The organism is Massilia sp. UBA6681 (genome assembly GCF_002454935.1).
In the GTDB taxonomy this organism is placed as follows: Bacteria; Pseudomonadota; Gammaproteobacteria; order Burkholderiales; family Burkholderiaceae_D; genus Telluria; species Telluria varians.
This window is the reverse complement of record NZ_DKJX01000042.1, coordinates 1-20511: the sequence shown is the minus strand read 5'-3', so window position 1 is coordinate 20511 and position 20511 is coordinate 1. Positions and strand designations below refer to the sequence as shown.

The window sequence follows — 20511 nt, the reverse complement described above, 5'->3', positions numbered from 1 at the left end:
GGCCACCACCGTGACGCGCATGGCGTCGCCCAGGCTGTCGTCGAATACCGCACCGAACTTGATGATCGCATCGTCGCCCGTCTGGGCGCAGATGGTGTTCATCACCAGCTTGGTTTCGCGCAGCCGCAAGGTCTCTTCGGAGGCGGCGATGTTGACCAGGACCCCGCGCGCCGCGCGCAGGTTGTTGCCATCGAGTAGGGGACAGGCGATCGCCTCCTCGGCCGCCTTGACGGCGCGGTCCTCGCCGGCGTGCTGGGCCGAGCCCATCATCGCCATGCCGGTCTGGCGCATCACCGTGCGCACGTCCTCGAAATCGACGTTGACCATGCCGGGCACGGTGATGATCTCGGCGATGCCAGTGACCGCCTTGCTCAATACCTCGTCGGCGGCGGCAAAGGCGCTTTTCTGGGTGATGTCGTCGCCCAGGACTTCCTCGAGACGGCTGTTGAGCACGATGACCAGCGAATCGACGCAGCGCGCCAGGGTGGCGATGCCTTCCTCGGCCACGCGCATGCGTCGCGGGCCCTCGAAGTCGAAGGGCTTGGACACCACCCCGACCGTCAGGATGCCCAGCTCGCGCGCCACTTCGGCGACCACGGGGGCTGCGCCGGTGCCGGTGCCGCCGCCCATGCCGGCGGTGAGAAAGACCATGTCGGCGCCCTTGAGCGCCTCGGCGATGACGGCGCGCTCGCGCACCGCGCTTTCGCGCCCGACGATCGGGTCGCTGCCGGCGCCGAGGCCGCCCTCGCCGAGCTGGATGCGCTTCTCGACCTTGGTATTCGACAGGGCCTGGGCGTCGGTGTTGGCGCAGATGAATTCGAAGGAGGCCAGGCCGGACGAGGCCATGTGGCTGACGGCATTGCCGCCGGCGCCACCCACGCCGATTACCTTGATGACCGTTTCAGGTTGGGGGAAATTTGATTCGGACAAGAAACACTCCGTATGAAAAGATAAAGCCGGCATGCCGCTCCATGCGTCGCGACTTGCGCCGTGGACTGCAGAGCCCATAAGACTACTGGCAAAGGGTGCGCACACGAAAGGTCGAAAACGTTTCAAACGCAAGCATTTGTAATAACGCGTGCAAGCCGAAAGGAAGCATGGCTGACGTATGCACATCAGCCATGTATCCAGGAGAAAGAGTCAGTTCCCAGTGGAAATCAATCGATCCCGCGCGGAGCGGTTTGCGGCCTCAGGTGTCTTGCCCCAGTTCCAGGTCGGTGCTGATCTGCTCACGCAGCACGAACTTCTGGATCTTGCCGGTCACCGTCATCGGGAAGGCCTCCATGAAACGCACGTAGCGGGGAATCTTGTAGTGCGCGATCTGGCCGCGGCAGAAAGCCTGGATGTCCTCGGCGCTGGCCTGCATGCCGGGACGCAGGATGATGCAGGCGCACAGTTCCTCGCCGTACTTCGTGTCGGGCACGCCGATGCACTGGACGTCCTGGACCTTCGGATGGCGGTACAGGAACTCCTCGATCTCGCGCGGATAGATGTTCTCGCCGCCGCGGATCACCATGTCCTTGCAGCGCCCGACGATCGAGGCGAAGCCGTGTTCGTCGATCACCGCCAGGTCGCCGGTATGCAGCCAGCGGGCGCTGTCGATGGTGGCCCGGGTCTTCTCTTCGTCGTCCCAGTAGCCGAGCATGACCGAATAGCCGCGCGTCAGCAGTTCGCCCTTGACGCCGCGCGGGACGATCGCGCCGTTCGCGTCCACCACCTTGCACTCGATGTGCGGATGGACGCGGCCGATGGTGGTCACGCGCAGCGTCACCGGGTCGTCCACCGAACTCTGGAACGACACCGGCGAGGTCTCGGTCATGCCGTAGGCGATCGTGATCTCCGCCATGTGCATGGTCTGCATGACCCGGTTCATCACTTCGGCCGGGCAGGGCGAGCCTGCCATGATCCCGGTGCGCAGCGTCGACAGGTCGTAGCGCGCGAAGCCGGGGTATTCGAGCAGGGCGATGAACATGGTGGGCACGCCGTGCAGGCCGGTGCAGCGCTCGGCCTGGACGGTCTCCAGCACGGCCTCCGGGTCGAAGCCGGCGCTCGGGAATACCATGGTAGCGCCGTGCGTCACGCAGGCCATGTTTCCGAGCACCATGCCGAAGCAGTGGTAGAGCGGCACCGGGATGCACAGGCGGTCCGCGCTCGTCAGGCGCATCGCCTCGCCGACGAAGAAACCGTTGTTCAGGATATTGTGGTGGCTTAGCGTCGCCCCTTTGGGTGCGCCGGTGGTGCCCGAGGTGAACTGGATGTTCACCGGATCGTCGAACTGCACCGCGTCCGCCACCTGGCGCAGGCGCGCCAGCGCCTCGGTGCCCGGCGGGGCCAGCAGCATGTCGAAATTCAGCATCCCGGCCGTGGCCTCGGGACCGAGGCGGATCACGTGACGCAGGTGGGGCAGGTTGTTGTCCTGCAGTGGCGTGGCGCCGCCGCGGGCCAGCGCGGGCACGACGTCGCGCACCATCGCGAGGTAGTCGCTGGTCTTGAAGCCGGGGGCCAGGATCAGGGCGCTGCACTGGACCTTGTCCAGTGCGTAGGCGAGTTCGGAGCGGCGGTAGGCCGGGTTGATATTGACCATGACCAGCCCGGCGCGCGCGGTGGCGAACTGCACCAGCACCCATTCCGCGCAATTCGGCGCCCAGATGCCGACCCGCTGGCCCGGCGCCAGCCCCAGTGCCAGCAGGTTGGCGGCCACGCGCGAGACCCGTTCGTCGAATTCGGCGTAGGTCCAGCGGATTCCCTGGAAAGGCGCCACCAGGGCCTCGCGCCCGCCGTGACGGGCGGCGATCTCCGCCAGGTGGGCGCCGATCGATGCGCCGATCAAGGGAATATTGCTGGGTCCATGAACATAGCTCCATTGCTGCATAGTTGTCTCCTGATTGTATGTGCTTGCTCGCTCTAGCTTAGCCGCCATCAGGCGCGCTGACTGTTCACGCAACAACAATTGCCTGAAAGATCGGCATTCCAGGGAAACGGCCGGCCTCAGCGAAAAGCGGAGGCGCGCAAGGCGGCCAGGTCGCGAATGTCGATGCTGCCGTAGCGCGCTTCGACGATGCCCTCCTGTTCGAGGTGGCGCAGGGCGCGGTTGACGATGCCGCGCGAGACCCCGGCCAGGAAAGAGAGCTCTTCCTGCGAAAGCTGGAGCGTCATGGTGGTGCCGGGATACAGCACCGGGTTGAACAGTTCGGCCAGGCACAGGGCCACGTGGCGCTCCGGCGCATACGAGCGCAGGTGCTCGCAGCGGATCACGAACTGCGCCAGCCGGGTATTCAGCTGGCCGATCAGATAGTGGTTGAACGCGATGCTCTCGGCCAGCAGCCAGTGGAAGGTATCGGCGGGCACCTGGGCCACCCGGCATTCGCGCAGCGCCACCACATCGTAGGGGCGGCGTTCGTGCTTGAACACCGAGCCCTCGCCGAACCAGCCGCCGCGCGGGATGCCGATCAGGGTGGTCGGCTTGCCGTCGGGGCCCACATTGGACACCTTGACCAGGCCTTCGACCACGCCGTACCAGTAGTCGGAGCGCTGCCCGTTCCTGCAGATGGCTTCGCCGGGGCCGGCACCGGACTCGGACACATCCCGCAGGACCCGCTCCAGCTGCTCCCCGGTCAATAACTGCCCCCAGGCGGAAGACGCGACGAAATCCCTCACTGCTCCAGTTGCCATTGCCCTTGCCCGCCCCGTCATGCAAACAAAGCAGTATTCTAGTCCGTTTGCCGGGCGCCGGCCGGGCGCACGGCTGCGCTAGAATCACGCCATGAGGATGCGCAAGAAAGCGGAATTGCCGGTGAAGGATTGCCTGCAGTGCGGGCGTCCGTTTGCGTGGCGCAAGAAATGGGCGCGGGACTGGGACCAGGTCAAGTACTGCTCCGAGCGCTGCCGCCGCACGGCCCGGGGCGGATCGGTAGCACCATGAACATCGACGCGCAGCGTTTTCGCATCGACGGCGAACACAGGGTCCGCCTGGCCGAGCTGCCGACCCAGGTCGCGCCCGTGTACCGCTCGAAGCAGCACTACCGCGAGATCCTCGCCAGGCACGTTGCCAAGCTCAGCGCCCGGCAGCAGGTCCTGTTCGCGTCGAACAGCCACGCGATCCTCCTTATCTTCCAGGCGATGGATGCGGCGGGAAAGGACGGCGCCATCAGGCACGTGATGTCGGGCGTGAATCCGCAAGGCTGCCAGGTGCACAGCTACCAGCATCCGGCCCCGCGGGAACTGCAGCACGATTTCCTCTGGCGTACCACGGTCGACCTGCCGGAGCGCGGGCGCATCGGCATCTTCAACCGCTCCTATTATGAAGAGGTGCTGATCGCGCGCGTGCATCCGGAGATCCTGCGCAGCGAAGGGGTGCCGGCGGCCGCCGACGAGGAGGCAGTCTGGCGCGAGCGCTACCGCTCGATCCGCAACCTGGAGCGACACCTGGTCTCCAACGGCACCCGGATCATCAAGTTCTTCCTGCACGTCTCGCGCGAAGAACAGAAGAAGCGCCTGCTCGCGCGTATCGACGATCCGAAGAAGAACTGGAAATTCACGCTGTCCGACATCCAGGAGCGGGCCTACTGGCCGGCCTACATGGCGGCCTACGAGGAATGCCTGGCGCGCACCAGCACGCGGGCCGCGCCATGGTACGTGGTGCCGGCGGACGACAAGAAGAACGCGCGCCTGATCGTGTCCCGGATCGTCCTCGACGCGCTGCGCGAACTCGGGCTGCGCTATCCCCGGGCGGACGCGCGCCAGCGCGAAGCCTTGCAGGCGATTCGCCGGCGCCTGCTCGATTGACCCGGCCCGCTGCCGGCTCGCGTTGCCACAAGTAATTGTCAAACGTATACTGGACACCGTAGCGGCGTTTCGCTCGTCTTCCAATCAGGTGTCCCGTGAGCTTGTTTCAACATATCGTCTTGATGATCCTCCTGGTGCTGGCCGCCGGCTTCCTTTCGCTCACGGAGATCGCCTTTGCCGGCGCGCGCAAGATCAAGCTCAAGCTGCTTGCCGAGGCCGGCGACGAGCGTGCCGTGCAGGTGATGGCGCTGCAGATGCACTCGGCGGAGTTCTTCGCCGCTTCCCAGATCGGCCTGAACGCGATCGCGATCCTGGGCGGCATCCTGGGCGAGGGCGCGCTGCGGCCCTTCTTCATCGACTGGGTGTCGACGGTGTACGTCGGCCCGGCGCTGGACAACATCGGCTTCGCGCTGTCCTTCCTGTTCGTCACCTGCCTGTTCATCCTGTTCGCGGACCTGATGCCCAAGCGCCTGGCCATGATCGCACCCGAGCGCATCGCCATCGCGGTGATCAAGCCGGTCCAGCTATACATCCGGATCTGCAAACCTTTCGCATGGGCGCTGAACCTGGTCGCCAACCTGATCTTCCGCATCTTCAAGATCGAGACCACGCGTGAGGACAGCATCACCTTCGACGAGATCTCCGCCGCGGTGGAAGCGGGCGCCCAGGCCGGCGTGCTGCAGAAGCAGGAACAGCATTTCATCGAGAACGTGTTCGAGCTGGAGTCGCGCTCGGTGGCCTCGGCCATGACCAACCGCGACAGCGTGGTGTATTTCACCCTGACGGAAAACGAGACCAGCATCCGCCAGAAGGTGGCGGGGCATTCGAAGTTCCCGGTCTGCGACGGCACCATCGACCGGGTGATCGGCTACGTGGATACGCGCGACATCCTGGTGCGGCTCCTGAACAAGCAGTCGGTGTTCCAGCTGAACGAATCGAGCGTGCGCACCGTCCTGATCATCCCGGACACGCTGACCCTGTCCGAGCTGCTCGACAAGTTCCGCGCCACCAAGGAAACCTTCGCGGTGGTGATCAACGAGTACGCCCTGGTCATGGGCGTGATCACGCTGAGCGACATCATGCTGACCGTGATGGGCAGCTGGGGCAGTCCGCTGGACCAGGATGACCAGATCATGCAGCGCGAGGATGGCTCATGGCTGATCGACGGCAGCACGCCGGTGGGCGACGTCAAGCGCACCGTCGGCCTGGAAAGCCTGCCGGACGAGGAAAACTACGAGACCGCGGCCGGCTTCATGATGTACATGCTGCGCAAGGTCCCCAAGCGGACCGACAGCGTCGAATACATGGGGGTCAAGTTCGAGGTGCTGGACGTCGACCACTACCGGATCGACCAGCTATTGGTTCGGATCCTGCCGCCGCCGCACGGCGAGCCGGGGTCTAGCAACTAGCCCAGTTCCTCCACCAGCTGCGGCAGGACCTCGAACAGGTCGCCCACCAGGCCGTAGTCGGCCACCGAGAAGATCGGCGCTTCCGGATCCTTGTTGATGGCGACGATGGTCTTCGAGTCCTTCATGCCGGCCAGGTGCTGGATCGCGCCCGAGATGCCGACCGCGATGTACAGGGTCGGGGCGACAATCTTGCCGGTCTGGCCGACCTGCCAGTCGTTCGGCACGAAGCCGGCGTCGACCGCGGCGCGCGAGGCACCCATGGCGGCGCCCAGCTTGTCGGCCAGGGGCTCCAGCAGCTTGAAGTTCTCGGCCGAGCCGATGCCGCGGCCGCCCGACACGATGATCTTGGCGGCGGTCAGTTCCGGACGGTCCGACTTGGCCAGCTCGCGGCCGACGAAAGCCGACTTGCCCACGTCGCCAACGGCGGCGATCTGCTCCACGGCAGCCGAACCACCGCTTGCGGCGGCGTCGAAGGCGGTGCCGCGCACGGTGATGACCTTCACCGCGTCGCCCGACTGGACGGTGGCGATGGCGTTACCGGCATAGATCGGCCGCTCGAAGGTGTCCGGGGACGCGACCTTGGTGATTTCCGAGATCTGGGCCACGTCCAGCTTGGCGGCGACGCGCGGCAGGATGTTCTTGCCGTAGGCGGTGGCCGGGGCCAGGATGTGCGAATAGCTGCCGGCGATCGCCAGGATCTGCTCGGCGACGTTCTCGGCCAGGCCAGCCAGCAGATGCGGCGCGTCTGCGACCAGCACCTTGGCGACGCCCGCGATGCCAGCGGCCGCTTCGGCGGCGGCGCCGCAGCCCGAGCCGGCGACCAGGATGTGGACCTCATTTGCACCTCCTTCGCCGCATTGAAGCGCCGCGGTCACGGTGTGGTGGGTGGCGCCCTTGAGGGAGCCGTTGTCGTGTTCTGCAATGACGAGTGCGACCATGTTCGCTACCTCCTAGATAACTTTGGCTTCAATGCGCAGCTTGCTTACCAGGGTCGCCACGTCCGGCACTTTCACGCCGGCCGAGCGCTTGGCCGGCTCGACCACTTTCAGGGTCTTCAGGCGCGGGCTCACGTCGACGCCCAGGTCTTCCGGCTTGACGGTTTCCAAAGGCTTCTTCTTGGCCTTCATGATGTTCGGCAGCGTCACGTAGCGCGGCTCGTTCAGGCGCAGGTCGGTGGTGACAATGGCCGGCAGGGTCAAGGCCACGGTTTCCAGGCCGCCGTCGACTTCGCGGGTCACGGTGACTTTACCGTCTTCCAGCACCACTTTCGATGCGAAGGTGGCTTGCGGCCAGCCCAGCAGGCTCGCCAGCATCTGGCCGGTCTGGTTTGAATCGTCGTCGATCGCCTGCTTGCCCAGGATGATCAGCTGTGGCTGTTCCTTGTCGGCCAGCGCCTTCATGATCTTGGCCACGGCCAGCGGCTCGGTCTCGACGCCCGTCTCGACCAGGATGCCGCGGTCGGCGCCGATCGCCATGCCGGTACGCAGGGTTTCCTGGCACTGGGCGCTACCTACCGATATCGCCACCACCTCTAGAACCTCCCCGGCTTCCTTCAGGCGCACCGCTTCTTCCAGCGCGATCTCGTCGAACGGGTTCATCGACATTTTGACGTTGGCGATATCCACGCCGCTGCCATCGGATTTGACACGGATCTTGACGTTGTAGTCAACCACGCGCTTGACGGGTACCAGGACTTTCATGTGCGTCTCCTCAATGTGCTACTGCGCGTCGGGCTGTGCCTCGGGACGGGCCTGGGCGAAGGCCTCCAGCGCTTCGCAGCGCGCGGCAATCGCGGCGATGGTCGGGTAGGTCGACAGATCGCACTCGAAGCGGCGCGCGTTGTACAGCTGCGGGATCAGGCAGCAGTCGGCCATGGTCGGGGTGTCGCCATGGCAGAACAGCCCGGTCGCGGGGCTGCGCACCAGCTCGCGTTCGAGGGCCGTCAGGCCCAGCGCGACCCAGTGGCGGTACCAGGCGTTGCGGCGCTCCTCAGGCAGGCCCAGCTCGCCGCCGAGGTACTTCAGCACGCGCAGGTTGTTCAGCGGGTGGATGTCGCAGGCGATCATCTGCGACAGGGCGCGCACGCGCGCGCGCCCGGCCGCATCAAGCGGCAGCAGCGGCGCTTGCGGGCGGGTCTCGTCGAGGTACTCGATGATGGCCAGCGATTGCGCCAGCACCAGGTCATCAATCTCGAGCACCGGCAGCAGGTGCTGGGGATTCAAGGCATCGAAGGCGGGGGCGAACTGCTCGCCGCCGTTCTTCGACAGGTGCACGTGCAGGTGCTCGGCCGCCAGGCCCTTCAGGTTCAGGGCGATGCGCACCCGGTAGGACGCGGAGCTGCGAAAGAAGGTATGCAGCTTCATCACGCGCTCTTGACGATGTCGACCGTGATCGGCGTGAGGCCGTCGATTGAGCCGACCATGCGCTGGCCCGGGGTCACCGCGCCGACGCCTTCGGGTGTGCCGGTCATGATCAGGTCGCCGGGACGCAGCTCGAACAGGGTCGAGAGCTGGGCGATGGTTTCGTTCACGTTCCAGATCAGCTTGGCCAGGTCGCTGCTCTGTACGGTCTTGCCGTCCACCGTCAGGGCGATGGCGCCGGCGTCGAGCGCGCCGCTGTCGGCGATGCGCGTGATCGGGCCGATCGGCGCCGAGTAGTCGAAGGCCTTGCCGATCTCCCAGGGGCGGCCCTGCTCGCGCATGCGCATCTGCAGGTCGCGCCGGGTCATGTCCAGGCCGACGGCATAGCCGAAGATGTGGCCAGCTGCGTCCTCGACGGCGATGTCGCGGCCGCTTCTGCCGATCGCCACCACCAGTTCGATCTCGTAATGATAGTTCTCGGTGCGCGGCGGGTAGGGCAGGGCCACCGTGGCGCCGGCCGCAACCGGCACCACCGATTCGGCGTCGTTCGGCTTGCAGAAGAAGAAAGGCGGCTCGCGGTCCGGGTCGAAGCCCATCTCGCGCGCATGGGCCGCATAGTTGCGGCCGACGCAGTAGATGCGGCGCACCGGGAAAGCGGCGTCGCTGCCGTTGACGGGAAGGCCGACGATGGCCTGGGCGGGGAAGATGAAGTTGTCGCTCATGGTGCTTAAGTCCGTATTGATGGTTTATTCGGGCAGGAATTCTTCGCGCAGCTGGCCGATCGCCTCGAGTACCGGGCGGTCCGAGAAGCTGAACAGCACCGCGTCTTCGAGCGCTTCCAGCGCCAGCGTGGCCCAGGAAGGCACCACGAAGGTGTCGCGCGGCGCGAAGTCGAAGCGGCGGCCGCCGATGACGGCGGTGCCGCGGCCTTCCACCACGCTGTAGACGGTGCCGTCGGTGCTGCGGTGGGGCAGGCCGCGAAAGCCCGCCGGCAGCAGCTGCATGCAGGCGCCGATGGTGGGCATCGGGGCGCCGCCATTGAGCGGGTTCACGTAGCGCAGCTTGACGCCCAGCCAGGCGTCGATCTCCTGCTGGCGGCGCAGGGTCTCGAGCGCCTCGCGCGAGCGCTCGTAGGGATAGTTGAAGATCGGCGAGCTGGCGCCGCTGTGCTGGTGGCGCACCGGCGCCATGTTGTTGCCGTAGGCCGCGAAGCTGCGTCCCTCGGGGCGCGCGATCGGCTGGCTGGCGCTGTCGCCGTTCTCGGCGAAGCCGCTGCTGAAGAAGCGGATGGTCGGGATGTCCAGGCCGTCGAGCCAGACCACTGGTTCGCTGCTTCCATCGATGCCCGGGTTGCCGTGGTCGTGCCAGGCCCAGGCCGGGGTCAGGATGAAGTCGCCCGGCTGCATCATGGTGCGCTCGCCGTCGACCGCGGTGTAGGCGCCCTTGCCCTGGACGATGAAGCGCAGGGCCGACTGGGTGTGGCGGTGGGCCGGCGCGATCTCGCCCGGCAGGATCAGCTGCAGGCCGGCATACAGCGACCGGGTGATCGAGGCGCTTCCCTTCAGGCCCGGGTTCTCCAGGATCAGCACGCGGCGCACGGCTTCCTCGGCCGAGATGACTTCGCCGGCGCGGGTCAGGTGCGGCAGCACGTCTTCATAGCGCCACAGCGCGGCTTCGTAGTCGGGCGTGGGCTGGCGCGGCACCAGCGTGTGCAGGGATTCCCACAGCGGGGACAGGTGCAGGGCCTGCATGTCCTGGTAGAGCGCGCGGCGCGCGGCCAGCAGCTCGTGCTGGGCCAGTTCCTTGTTCATGTCTTGTTCTCCTCGTGATGTCGTCAAGCGTCCGGCGCCAGGCAGTTCTCGGCGTTCCAGTCGTACAGCCAGGCCAGGGCCTCGTAGAAGCCGGCGGCGCTGCGGCCTTTCCACAGTTCGTTGCGCACCAGGCGCTCGACGCCGGCGGCGTGGTACAGGCGCCCCATCTCGCGTACCGACAGCACCACCCGCGCGGTGCGGGCGATGCGCGAGCGCTGGTAGAGGGCGAACGCGGCGGCCATGTCGTAGTCGCAGTGGCGCACCGCCGCGGCGAGGGTGACCGCGTCTTCCAGCGCCATGCAGGCGCCCTGGGCCAGGTACTGCATCATCGGATGGGCGGCGTCGCCCAGCAGGGTGATGCGGCCGTCGGTCCAGTTGTCCACCGGGTCGCGGTCGGCGGTGCTCCAGCGGCGCCAGCTCGAGGGCAGGTGCAGCAGCTTGCGCGGCAGCTCGTCGATGCCGGTGAAGTAGGACAGCACTTCCTCCTTGCAGCCGTCGCTCACGCCCCAGCTTTCCTGCTCGCGGCTGTGGAAGGTGACCACCAGGTTGTACTGGTCGCCGCCGCGCAGCGGGTAGTGCACCAGGTGGCAGTTGGGGCCGGCCCAGACCACCGGGGCGTTCATGCGCAGCTTCTCGGGCATGTCGGCCACCGGCACCACGGCGCGGTAGACCACGTGGCGAGCGGCGCACACCCAGGATGTGCATGATCGGGAAGATGCGGGTGCGGCGGAAGTAATCCTTGGCGGCGGCCACCGGGTCCGGGAACAGCCAGCCGATGTTCGGCGTGCCGGGCTCCACGTCGGGCGCGCGCGGCGCCACGTAGGCGTCGATCTCGCCCTTGGCCAGCAGGCTGGAGATGGTCTCGCCCTCGGGTGCGTCTTCCAGGCGCACGTCCGGCGGCAGCGCCAGCTTGATCTTCTCCGGGCGGCCGGCATGCGAGATGCCGCCGCGCACCCAGGTCACGTCGGACGGCAGGATGCCGTAGTCGTCCTCCAGGATCGAGCGCACCCAGACGTTGGCGGTGAGCTGGTACTCGGGCAGGCCGATGCGGCAGCCGCGCAGGTCCTCGGGGCGCTTGATGCGGTCGGTGCGCACGTAGATCGCGGTGTGGCGGAAGGCGCGCGACAGGAACACCGGCACGCCGACGTAGGGCAGGGTGCCGGCGGCGGCCTTGACGGTGGAGCTGGAGAGCGACAGCTCGCAGATGTCGAATTCCTCGGCGCGGAAGGCGCGGAAGAAGATCTCTTCCGGCGAGAGCGTCATGAAGACGGGATCGACGCCGTCGATCTGGACGGCGCCGTCGATCAGGGGGCGGCAACGGTCGTAATTGCCGATGGCCACGGAGAGCTGCAGTTTGTTCATGTGTTTCCTTGACGGGTGGGACGTGGGACGCGCAGGCGCCGCCGGATGACGCTATTTTTTGTGATCGAGGGGAAGCGAACAACGCGGGAACGGTCATTTCAGCTATGCGTTCGCCGCATGGCTCGGTGCGAGCATGCGCAAAGCCGCATAGCTTGTGGCCTCGATCCGGCGCACGCGCGAATCCAGGCGTCCTTTGCGGTGGCAATGTTGCAATCTCCCGTGTTACCATTTTTTCTTTCCTGTCAGCCGAATACCACTGCCTATGTCCATGATCGACCGCCCCCGCCGTTCCGGAGAACACCGCACCAGCGCCGCATCGCGCGAACGCATCCTCGATGCCGCATTCGAGGTGATCCGGGATGAAGGCTACAGCGGCGCGACCATGGCCAAGGTGGCCAAGAAGGCCGAGCTGCCGGTGGGCAGCGTGTACTGGCACTTCGAGAACAAGGACCTGCTGCTCGCGGCGCTGATCGACACCAGCTATGCGCGCTGGCACAGCCAGGTGGCCAGCACCCTGCAGCCGCAGACGGGGGAAAGCTTCGGCCAGCACATCGAGCGCCTGTTCGGCGCCGTCGACACCGAGCGCCAGTACGATGCCGCCGACTTCTGGCGCCTGGGCGTGATCCTGAGCGTCGAAAAGTCGGTGCGCGAGCAGGTGGCGCGCGAGCGCTTCCTGCACATCCGCCAATTGCAGCGCGCCGAATTCGCGTCCTGGTGGCGCAAGACCCTGCCGGAAGCGCTGCTTGCCCACGACCCGGGCCTGCCGGAACGCCTGAGCGGCTTCACCTTGGCGCTGCAGGACGGGAATGCGATCGCCGGCGCCTCGGGCGAGACGATCAACGCCTTCCGGCCGATGCTGGCTTCCAGCCTGGCGCACCTGGTCGAACAGGCCCAGGCGCAGTTGCCGGCCCAGGCGGCGCGCAAGCGGCGCAAGCCGGAGCCGGCCGAAGCCAAGGCGTGACTGCGGCGCCTGTGGGCGCGACCCTAACTCCTTCCGGGCCGGCAAATGCCGGCCTTTTCTTTTGCGAAAATAAAATGTTGATTCTAGAACGAACATTCAGCTAATATGTCTCGACCACTGCGCAGCCGGCACTTTGTCCGGCGCGCGGAAGACAACCGAACCTAAAGCTCAATGGAGGAAGACATGGCGATCGTGACCGAAGAAAACACCAGCAAGCGCATCAAGACCAAAAACTGGGACATCCACTACCACGAAGCGGGGCAGGGACATCCGCTGGTGCTGGTGCACGGCGGAGGCCCCGGCGCCTCGGCCTGGAGCAACTACAACCCGAACATCGCTACCCTGGCGCGCAAGTACCGCGTGCTGGCGGTCGACCTGCCCGGCTGGGGCAAGTCGCAGTCCGTCACCTACGACAAGCGCGACAACAGCGGCGCCCTGGCGGAATTCCTCGAAGCCCTGGGCATCACGCAGGCCGCCTTCGTGGGCAACTCGATGGGCGGCTCGTCCTGCATCCGCCTGGCCTACGAGCGCCCGGAGCTGGTGTCGCACCTGGTCACCATGGGTTCCTCGGCCGGCGTGCCGGGCATCTTCGATCCGGCCGGCCTGAGCGAAGGCGTGAAGGCCCTGGAAGCGGCCTATTTCAATCCGTCGATCGAGACCATGCGCAAATTCGTCGAAGGCATGGCCTTCGACACCCGTCACGTGACCGACGAGCTGCTGGCCGAACGCGTCAAGGCGGCCCTGGCGCGCCCCGACCACATCGAAGGCTGGAAGAGCGGTCACGGCAAGCCGATGGTCAAGCTGGACACGCAGCGCGTCCCCACCATTACGGCTCCGACCCTGTTGATGCACGGCCGCGACGACCGCACCGTGCATTTCAGCTCGGCCCTGGTGCTGGCGCGCATGATCTCGAATTCGCGCGTCTACCTGGTCAACCGCTGCGGCCACTGGGTCCAGCTCGAGCACACCGACGAGTTCAACCGCGTGATCGAGTCCTTCATCGAAGGCAACCCGGTCGCGGTGCGCCAGGCCGCCTGAGCATGCGGGCAGGGCCGGGTCATGCTGCGCCCGGCTTGAACGGATATTCCAGAACCTGACATCAACAAAACGAGGAGACAGCGAATGATCAAATCGCTTGCCTATCTGGGCGTGCGTTCGCCCGCTTACCAGGAATGGGAACGCTTCGGTCCCGAGGTGCTGGGCCTGCAGGTGGCCGGGCACGGTCCGGACGGCGCGGTGCGCCTGCGCCTGGACGAAGTCGCCCATCGCATCGTCATCCACCCGGGCGAGCGCAATGCGGTCGCCTACGTCGGCTGGAGCGTGCAGGACGAGGCCGCGGCCAGGGAGGTGACCGCGCGCGTGAACGCCCACGGCATTGAGGCATGCCGCGCCACGCCGGAGGAATGCGCCGAGCGCAAGGTCGAGGGCTTCTACTGGTTCAAGGACCCTTCCGGCTTTCGCCATGAACTGAGCTGGGGCCTGCACCATACCGTGGCCGCCTTCCGTCCGGGCCGCGCGATCTCGGGCTTTCGCACCGCCGACCAGGGCCTGGGCCACGTGGTGCTGGCGGTGAGGGACCTGGACGAGGGCGACCGCTTCTACCGCGACGTGATGGGCTTCCACCCGTCGGACACGGTGCGCGACGGTCCGCTGGTGGCGCACTTCTATCACCTGAACGGCCGCCACCACTCGCTGGCGATCGCCGCGCTGCCGACCCGCGAGGTGGCTTTCCTGCACCTGATGATCGAGGTGAATTCGATCGACGACGTCGGCACCGCCCACGACATCTGCCTGCAGCGCGAGATCCCGATCACCACCACCCTGGGCAAGCACAGCAACGACCAGATGTTCTCGTTCTACATGTACACGCCGTCCTGTTTCCGCCTCGAGTATGGCTGGGGAGGGATGGACGTGAATCCCGACCTGTGGACGCCGCGCACCTACGACAAGCCGAGCAGCTGGGGCCACCGCCGCCAGCACGCCGAACTGACCGCCCTGAAGCTGGACGAGGCTTGACGCCGCGACCCGCCCATCACACCTATCGCAAGACCTAGAATCAAGGAGCGCAACATGCATCCGGTACGAGAAACCATCATTGGCAACATCGACGCCTTCGTCGAACAGGAAGTCCCCAGCATCGAACTGGGCCGCGTGACGGACGAAGGCGCACGCCTGATCCGCGATAGCGGCCTGGTGCGCATGCTGCAACCCAAGCAGTACGGCGGCTTCGAGGCCGATCCGCGCGAGTTCTACCAGACCGTGATCGACCTGGCCTCGCGGGCTTCGTCGCTGGGCTGGGTCGGCTCGGTGGTCGGCGTGCACCCCTTCCAGTTCGGCCAGGGCGACCCGCGCATGCACGAAGAAGTCTGGGGCGAAGACCACGACACCTGGACCGCGTCGCCCTACGCACCGATCGGCCGCGCGCGCCGCGTCGACGGCGGCTACATCCTGAACGGCCAGTGGCCGTTCTCCTCCGGCACCGACCACTGCACCTGGGCCGTGCTGGGCGTGCTGGCCGAACAGGACGGCGGCCCGGCCGGCGAATACACCCGCCTGATGCACTTCGTGCTGCCGCGCGCCGACTACGAGATCCTGCAGGATTCCTGGAACGTGATGGGCCTGCAGGGCACCGGCAGCAAGGACGTGCTGGTCAAGGACGTGTTCGTGCCGGACTACCGCACCTATGACGTGCAGGCCCTGAACGACTGCGAATACGCGGCGCGCCATCGTCCGGACAGTGTGCTGTACCGGATTCCGTTCGACCTGTTCTTCCCGGGCGCGATCTCGGCGGCGACGCTGGGCATCGCGGCCGGCGTAGTCAAGCACTTCGCCGACTACACGGGCAGCCGGGTCAGCCGGATGGGCGTGAAGCAGACCCAGAACCCGTACCACATGGCCTCGCTGGGCGCGGCCCTGGCCGACATCGATGCCTCGTGCCAGCACGTGGTCAACGAGATCGGGGAGATCTACAAGCTGGTGCAGGCCGGCGGCAAGGTGACCCGCGAGATGAAGTACAAGGCGCGCGTGAACCAGGTGCGCGCCGTGCGCCGCGCGGCCGAGGCGGCCGCCGAAGTGTTCAAGCACGCCGGCGGCAACGCCAGCCGCGTCACCAACCCGATCCAGCGCACCTGGCGCGACCTGTCGGTGGCGATGGGCCATGCCTGCAACGTCGACGATCCGGTGTACGCGGCCTATGCCGGTTCGCTGTACGGCATTCCGGTGCCGCGCGGCGTGGTCATCTGATGACGATGGCTGCGGACGCCGGCATCGACCGGGAGCTCCTGCGGCAGGTCGAGGCCGACGTTGCCCGCGCCCTCGCGGAAGACGTCGGCGGCGGCGACCTGACCGCGGCCCTGGTGCCGGACGGCGCGGCGCGTGCGACCATCGTCTGCCGCGAGGCAGCGGTGATCTGCGGTCAGCCCTGGGTGATGGAAACCCTGCGCCAGGTGGCGCCGTCGGCGGTCGCCACCTGGCACGTGGCCGACGGCGGACGCTGCGCGCCCGGCCAGGTCATCGTCGAATTCGTGGGACCGGCGCGCGGCCTGTTGACCGCCGAACGCAGCTGCCTGAACTTCCTGCAGACCCTGAGCGCCGTGGCCACCAGGACCGCCCTGCACGTGGAGGCCGTGGCCGGCACTGGGGCGGCGATCCTGGACACCCGCAAGACCATACCCGGCCTGCGCGTGGCCCAGAAGTACGCGGTGCGCTGCGGCGGCGGGCGCAATCACCGCATGGGGCTGTACGACGCCATCCTGATCAAGGAGAACCACATCGCGGCCGCCGGCGGACTGGGCGCGGCCTTCGCCGCCGCCCGGCGGCTGGGAGCGGGGGCGAGTTTCATCCAGGTCGAGGTCGAAACCCTGGACCAGCTCGAGGAAGCCTTGCAGGCCGGAGTAAGCATGGTCCTGCTGGATAATATGTCGACCGCGCAGATCCGGCGTGCGGTGGCGCTGGCGGCCGGGCGCTGCAGCCTGGAGGTGTCCGGCGGCGTCACGCTCGAGCGCCTGCGCGAGCTGGCCGAGACCGGGGTCGACCGGATCTCGGTCGGCGCCCTGATCAAGGACATCCGCGCGATCGACTTCTCGATGCGCTTCCAGGCGGCGCCGGTCGAACGCGCCGCCGCGCTAGCTGCCTGAGCCTCCCGCATGACACTGCCCGCCGTGGTCGCGCTGATGGTGCTGGCGCATACCGCCTTCGCCGGCGGGCGGGTCGCGCTGAGCCTCTCGGCGATCCGGCTCGGCGCCACGCCGTTCGAGGTGGGCCTGGTGATCGGCCTGCTGGCGCTGGTGCCGATGCTGCTGTCGGTGCATGCCGGACGCTGGACCGACCGGCGCGGCAGCGTCAAGCCGACCCTGCTCGCATTGCTGCTGCTGGAAGCCGGCCTGCTGCTGGCCCTGCTGCCTTCGCTCGGCGGCCTGGGCGCGAGCGCGGTTCTGATGGGCAGCGGATTCATGCTGGTGCACGTGGCGCTGCACCATGCGATCCTGGCGGGCGGCCCGCCGGAACAGCATACGCGCGCCTACTCGATGCTGGCGCTCGGCAACTCCGCTTCCAGCATCGCCGGCCCGGTCATGGCCGGCTTCCTGCTCGACCTGGCGGGCGGCGCCTGGACCTTCGTCGCGCTGGCGGCCTTGCCCTTGCTGGCCCTGCTGGCACTGGCCAGGATGGGCGACGGCACGGGCGGCCTGCCCGCGCCGGACCGGCGGCAGGGCAGGGCATCGGTCATGGACCTGCTGCGCCATGCGCCGCTGCGCGCGGTGCTGGTGGTCAGCGCCTTGCTGTCGATGGGCTGGGACCTGTTCAGCTTCATGATGCCGCTGCACGGCAGTGCGCTCGGCCTGTCCGCCTCGCGCATCGGACTGGTGATGGGAGCCTTTGGCGCCGGCACCTTCGTGGTGCGCATCTTCGTGCCGCTGCTGGCGCGCCGCTGGTCGGCGTGGCAGGTGCTGGGCGGTGCGCTGGGCCTGGCGGCAGCGGCCTACCTGGCCTTGCCGCTGGGACACGGCCTGCCGTGGCTGCTGGCATGCGCCTTCGTGCTGGGCCTGGCGCTGGGCTGCGCGCTGCCGATGATCATGAGCGCCATCGGCCAGGCCGCGCCGCCGGGACGCGGCGGCGAGGCGATCGGGATCCGCTCGATGCTGGCCAATGCGAGCCAGACCATCCTGCCGGTGAGCGTCGGGGCGCTCGGTTCCGCGGGCGGCACCCAGGTGGTGTTCTGGGTGCAGGGCGCCGCGCTTGCCGGCGGCATGCTGTTCGCCAGGGCGCAGCAGCCGGCGCGCGCCTAGCGCGCCTCGCCGCCCGTGAACCGATCCTTGAGCATGACCAGCAGGGTCAACAGGCAGGCGAACACCGGCGGGCCCCAGTCGTAGATGCGTAGCGGGCGCGAACCCATGGTGGTGGAGAAGGCGATGACGACCAGGGTCCAGATCAACGCCGTGGCGATCACGATGACGGCATCCTTGAGTCTTGCGGCTTGGTGCATGGGTCGGTCCTTTACAGATTGGGGTTTGCTTGTTTCGACCAGGGGAAGGCCGGCTTCGCCTTCACGCGGAACAGTTCGGCATAGCTTTTGCCGTAGGCGAGAATGAGCAGGCCGCACAGCAGGAGTTCCTGCGTGCCCGTGAATAGTTGGCGCGGGTGGGGCGAGACGAACAGGTTCAGGTAGGCGATCTGGAAGGCGATGCCGGCCATGACCGCCAGCGCCAGCGGCGTCAGTACATTGAACAGCAACATCGACCCCAGCACGATCTCCAGGTATTTGATGAAGGGGTAAAAGCCGATGTCGTTCATCGCGTCGAGGTAGGGGCCGACCGCGCCCGCCTTGCTGAAATCGGGGATGACGCCGAACACGGCGTAGTTGATTCCGGATTTGAGGAAGTGGATCGCGTAGTAGAAACGCAGCCACATCACCAGGTATTTCCACGGGCCTTTTTCGGCATCGATCATCTTGTCTCCATTGGTGTTGTCGTTATGAATCGGAACGGCCAATGTAGAGTGCCGGTATGGACGGAGCAATCGCCATTCCTGCAATCCTGATATGCACGCCGCGATCCATAAAATGTAACTAACCCACTGATGGATCGCACGAACAGCAATCCCTCGGCGCCAACAACTGCAACGAAGTCAGCACTACATCAAGCAGGCTTCCAGCGAGAGGGGGGGGGGGCACCGTGAGAATGTCACGGCCAGAAAGAACGCACCCCCATGGCCGGCATGGGCCGGGCATGGGGGCGGTGGATGGGGAAAAACGCGGCGCCGCGCTGCGCTCTGTCAGCCCTGGGGGCCGACCGCGCGCTTGCTGCGATAGCGCTCCTGCATCCAGGCCAGGATGCCCGGCACCAGCGACAGCACGATGATGCCCATGATGACCGCGGTCAGGTTGTCGTTGACCCATTTGATGTTGCCGAAGGCATAACCGGCCAGGGTCAGCGACACGACCCACAGGGTGCCGCCCGACACGTTGTAGGCCAGGAAGGTCCGGTAGCGCATGCTGCCCAGCGCGGCGACGAAGGGGGCCAGGGTGCGCACGATCGGGACGTAGCGCGCCAGCACGATCGTCTTCGGGCCGTGGCGCTCGAAGAAGCGCTCGGTATGGGCGATGTGTTCGGGCTTGATGAAACGCAGCCGGTAGCCATTCCTCACGCGATCGCGGAACATGGTGCCGATGGCGAAGTTGACGATGTCGCCGACCACCGCCGCGACGATCAAGAGCGGGATCAGCACCGGCAGCGAGAGCATGCCCTTCGCCGCCAGCGCGCCGGTCACGAACAGGAGCGAGTCGCCGGGCAGGAAGGGCATCACGACCACGCCGGTCTCGACGAAGATCACTGCGAACAGCAGCACGTAGACGAGCACCTGGTATTCGGCCGCGAGTACGGAGAGATGGCGGTCAAGGTGGAGGAACCAGTCGAGCAGGGTAGAGAGCATGTCGTTTGTGTGTGAATGATGTGGGCGGCATTGTACCTCTGCCGCGGTGCGCTGCCTAACATGGCTGTGCAGATTCGCCACGAGCGGCGGATCGGTCCCGGCGCGCGTGCTATAGTCGGGAGCACTACAGGAGGCGCCCATGGACACTCGCATCCAGAGCATTGCCATCGTCACCGGGGGCGGCGACGCCCCGGGCCTGAACGCCGTGATCCGCGCGGTGGTGCTCGCATCCAGCCGGCACGGCTGGGAATGCTGGGGCATCCGCGACGGCTTCAACGGCCTGCTCGCGCCTGCCACCTGCCTCGGCGAGCCGGTCATGCGCCTGTCGCCCGACGCCGTGCACGGCATCGCGCACCTCGGCGGCACCATCCTTGGCAGCACCAACCGCGGCAACCCGCTGCGCTACCCTGTCCAGGGCGTGGCCGGCGTGGTGGAGCAGGACCGCAGCGCCGAGCTGGTCGGGCTGTGCCGGGGGCGCGGCTTCGACGCGCTGGTGATGGTCGGCGGCGACAGCTCGATGGAAATCGCCGCCTGCCTGCAGCGCCAGGGCTTGCCGGTGGTCGGCGTGCCCAAGACCATCGACAACGACCTCGACGCCACCAACCAGACCTTCGGTTTCGATACGGCGGCCGGCTTCGCCACCGAATGCATCGACCGCCTGCACACCACCGCCGACAGCCAGCACCGCGTGATGGTGGTCGAGGTGATGGGACGCTACGCCGGCTGGATCGCGCTGCAGGCCGGCATGGCCGGGGGCGCCCATGCGATCCTGCTGCCCGAGATACCCTTTGACCTGGACGTGGTGGCCGACGCCATTGGACGGCGCGACGCCGCCGGCCGGCGCCATGCGATCGTGGTGGCCGCCGAAGGGGCGCAGCCCGTCGGCGGCGAGCGCG

At 67.0% G+C, this 20511-nt stretch carries 21 protein-coding genes and 2 pseudogenes; 10 read left to right on the top strand and 13 right to left on the bottom strand.

Annotated features, from left to right (window positions below; genetic code table 11):
- The 3 genes from ftsZ to B2R83_RS05670 all read right to left on the bottom strand — a co-directional run.
- Nucleotides 1–930: cell division protein FtsZ (ftsZ, locus tag B2R83_RS05680; protein ID WP_292039002.1), on the bottom strand; the 930-nt coding region annotated here is incomplete at its 3' end.
- A gap of 259 nt (nt 931–1189) precedes the next feature.
- A complete protein-coding gene (locus B2R83_RS05675; protein ID WP_292039000.1) occupies nt 1190–2872 on the bottom strand; it encodes an AMP-binding protein in 1683 nt (560 codons plus the stop codon).
- A 116-nt stretch (nt 2873–2988) separates the two neighbouring features.
- The gene (locus tag B2R83_RS05670) at nt 2989–3672 is read right to left on the bottom strand and encodes a Crp/Fnr family transcriptional regulator (protein ID WP_292038997.1); all 684 of its coding nucleotides are present in this window, start codon (nt 3670–3672) and stop codon (nt 2989–2991) included.
- 91 nt (nt 3673–3763) lie between these two features.
- Here B2R83_RS05670 and B2R83_RS05665 point away from each other — a divergent pair, with 91 nt between their 5' ends.
- The 3 genes from B2R83_RS05665 to B2R83_RS05655 all read left to right on the top strand — a co-directional run bounded on the left by B2R83_RS05665 (nt 3764) and on the right by B2R83_RS05655 (nt 6194).
- Nucleotides 3764–3922, top strand: coding sequence for a DUF2256 domain-containing protein (locus tag B2R83_RS05665; RefSeq protein WP_292038995.1), 159 nt, complete (start codon nt 3764–3766; stop codon nt 3920–3922).
- Nucleotides 3919–4785, top strand: coding sequence for an ADP-polyphosphate phosphotransferase (locus B2R83_RS05660; protein ID WP_292038992.1), 867 nt, complete (start codon nt 3919–3921; stop codon nt 4783–4785). Before B2R83_RS05665 ends, B2R83_RS05660 begins: the two co-directional genes overlap by 4 nt.
- A gap of 95 nt (nt 4786–4880) precedes the next feature.
- Nucleotides 4881–6194: a hemolysin family protein gene (locus B2R83_RS05655; RefSeq protein ID WP_292038989.1), complete on the top strand. Its 1314-nt coding sequence runs from the start codon at nt 4881–4883 to the stop codon at nt 6192–6194.
- On the opposite strand, the gene B2R83_RS05650 is transcribed toward B2R83_RS05655, so the two are convergent.
- The 7 genes and pseudogenes from B2R83_RS05650 to B2R83_RS23965 all read right to left on the bottom strand — a co-directional run.
- Nucleotides 6191–7132 (bottom strand): electron transfer flavoprotein subunit alpha/FixB family protein, encoded by a 942-nt coding sequence (locus tag B2R83_RS05650; RefSeq protein ID WP_292038986.1) that lies wholly within the window; start codon nt 7130–7132, stop codon nt 6191–6193. The genes B2R83_RS05655 and B2R83_RS05650 overlap by 4 nt on opposite strands.
- A gap of 12 nt (nt 7133–7144) precedes the next feature.
- Complete coding sequence (locus B2R83_RS05645) at nt 7145–7894, bottom strand: electron transfer flavoprotein subunit beta/FixA family protein (RefSeq protein WP_292038983.1); 750 nt, start codon at nt 7892–7894, stop codon at nt 7145–7147.
- Between the two features lie 18 nt (nt 7895–7912).
- Complete coding sequence (maiA, locus tag B2R83_RS05640) at nt 7913–8557, bottom strand: maleylacetoacetate isomerase (protein ID WP_292038982.1); 645 nt, start codon at nt 8555–8557, stop codon at nt 7913–7915.
- The gene (locus B2R83_RS05635) at nt 8557–9276 is read right to left on the bottom strand and encodes a fumarylacetoacetate hydrolase family protein (protein WP_292038980.1); all 720 of its coding nucleotides are present in this window, start codon (nt 9274–9276) and stop codon (nt 8557–8559) included. Before B2R83_RS05635 ends, maiA begins: the two co-directional genes overlap by 1 nt.
- 24 nt (nt 9277–9300) lie before the next feature.
- On the bottom strand, nt 9301–10365 hold the full coding sequence (gene gtdA / locus B2R83_RS05630; RefSeq protein WP_414674357.1) for a gentisate 1,2-dioxygenase: 1065 nt from the start codon (nt 10363–10365) through the stop codon (nt 9301–9303).
- Nucleotides 10366–10388: 23 nt separating this feature from the next.
- Nucleotides 10389–11042: pseudogene (locus tag B2R83_RS05625) on the bottom strand (FAD-dependent monooxygenase); the annotation flags it as partial.
- 4 nt (nt 11043–11046) lie between these two features.
- Nucleotides 11047–11727: pseudogene (locus B2R83_RS23965) on the bottom strand (ABC transporter substrate-binding protein); the annotation flags it as partial.
- 268 nt (nt 11728–11995) lie between these two features.
- On the opposite strand from B2R83_RS23965, the gene B2R83_RS05615 reads away from it, so the two are divergent.
- The 6 genes from B2R83_RS05615 (at nt 11996) to B2R83_RS05590 (ending at nt 17973) form a co-directional block, all read left to right on the top strand.
- Nucleotides 11996–12688, top strand: a complete 693-nt coding sequence (locus B2R83_RS05615) for a TetR/AcrR family transcriptional regulator (protein ID WP_292038975.1) — start codon at nt 11996–11998, stop codon at nt 12686–12688.
- A gap of 183 nt (nt 12689–12871) precedes the next feature.
- Nucleotides 12872–13726, top strand: coding sequence for an alpha/beta fold hydrolase (locus B2R83_RS05610; protein ID WP_292038972.1), 855 nt, complete (start codon nt 12872–12874; stop codon nt 13724–13726).
- An 84-nt stretch (nt 13727–13810) separates the two neighbouring features.
- Entirely contained in the window at nt 13811–14704 is an 894-nt protein-coding gene (locus B2R83_RS05605; RefSeq protein WP_292038969.1) for a VOC family protein, read from the top strand.
- A 54-nt stretch (nt 14705–14758) separates the two neighbouring features.
- Complete coding sequence (locus B2R83_RS05600; RefSeq protein WP_292038966.1) at nt 14759–15931, top strand: hydroxylase; 1173 nt, start codon at nt 14759–14761, stop codon at nt 15929–15931.
- Nucleotides 15931–16824, top strand: coding sequence for a carboxylating nicotinate-nucleotide diphosphorylase (nadC, locus tag B2R83_RS05595; protein WP_414674356.1), 894 nt, complete (start codon nt 15931–15933; stop codon nt 16822–16824). Before B2R83_RS05600 ends, nadC begins: the two co-directional genes overlap by 1 nt.
- 9 nt (nt 16825–16833) lie before the next feature.
- A complete protein-coding gene (locus B2R83_RS05590) occupies nt 16834–17973 on the top strand; it encodes an MFS transporter (RefSeq protein WP_292038965.1) in 1140 nt (379 codons plus the stop codon).
- On the opposite strand, the gene B2R83_RS05585 is transcribed toward B2R83_RS05590, so the two are convergent.
- The 3 genes from B2R83_RS05585 to B2R83_RS05575 form a co-directional block, all read right to left on the bottom strand.
- Entirely contained in the window at nt 17970–18170 is a 201-nt protein-coding gene (locus B2R83_RS05585) for a hypothetical protein (protein WP_292038963.1), read from the bottom strand. The genes B2R83_RS05590 and B2R83_RS05585 overlap by 4 nt on opposite strands.
- An 11-nt stretch (nt 18171–18181) precedes the next feature.
- Complete coding sequence (locus B2R83_RS05580; protein ID WP_292038959.1) at nt 18182–18634, bottom strand: hypothetical protein; 453 nt, start codon at nt 18632–18634, stop codon at nt 18182–18184.
- 324 nt (nt 18635–18958) lie between these two features.
- The gene (locus B2R83_RS05575; protein WP_292038957.1) at nt 18959–19615 is read right to left on the bottom strand and encodes a VTT domain-containing protein; all 657 of its coding nucleotides are present in this window, start codon (nt 19613–19615) and stop codon (nt 18959–18961) included.
- Nucleotides 19616–19754: 139 nt separating this feature from the next.
- Here B2R83_RS05575 and B2R83_RS05570 point away from each other — a divergent pair.
- Nucleotides 19755–20511, top strand: a 757-nt coding sequence (locus B2R83_RS05570; RefSeq protein ID WP_292038955.1) for a 6-phosphofructokinase, incomplete at its 3' end; no start/stop codon positions are given.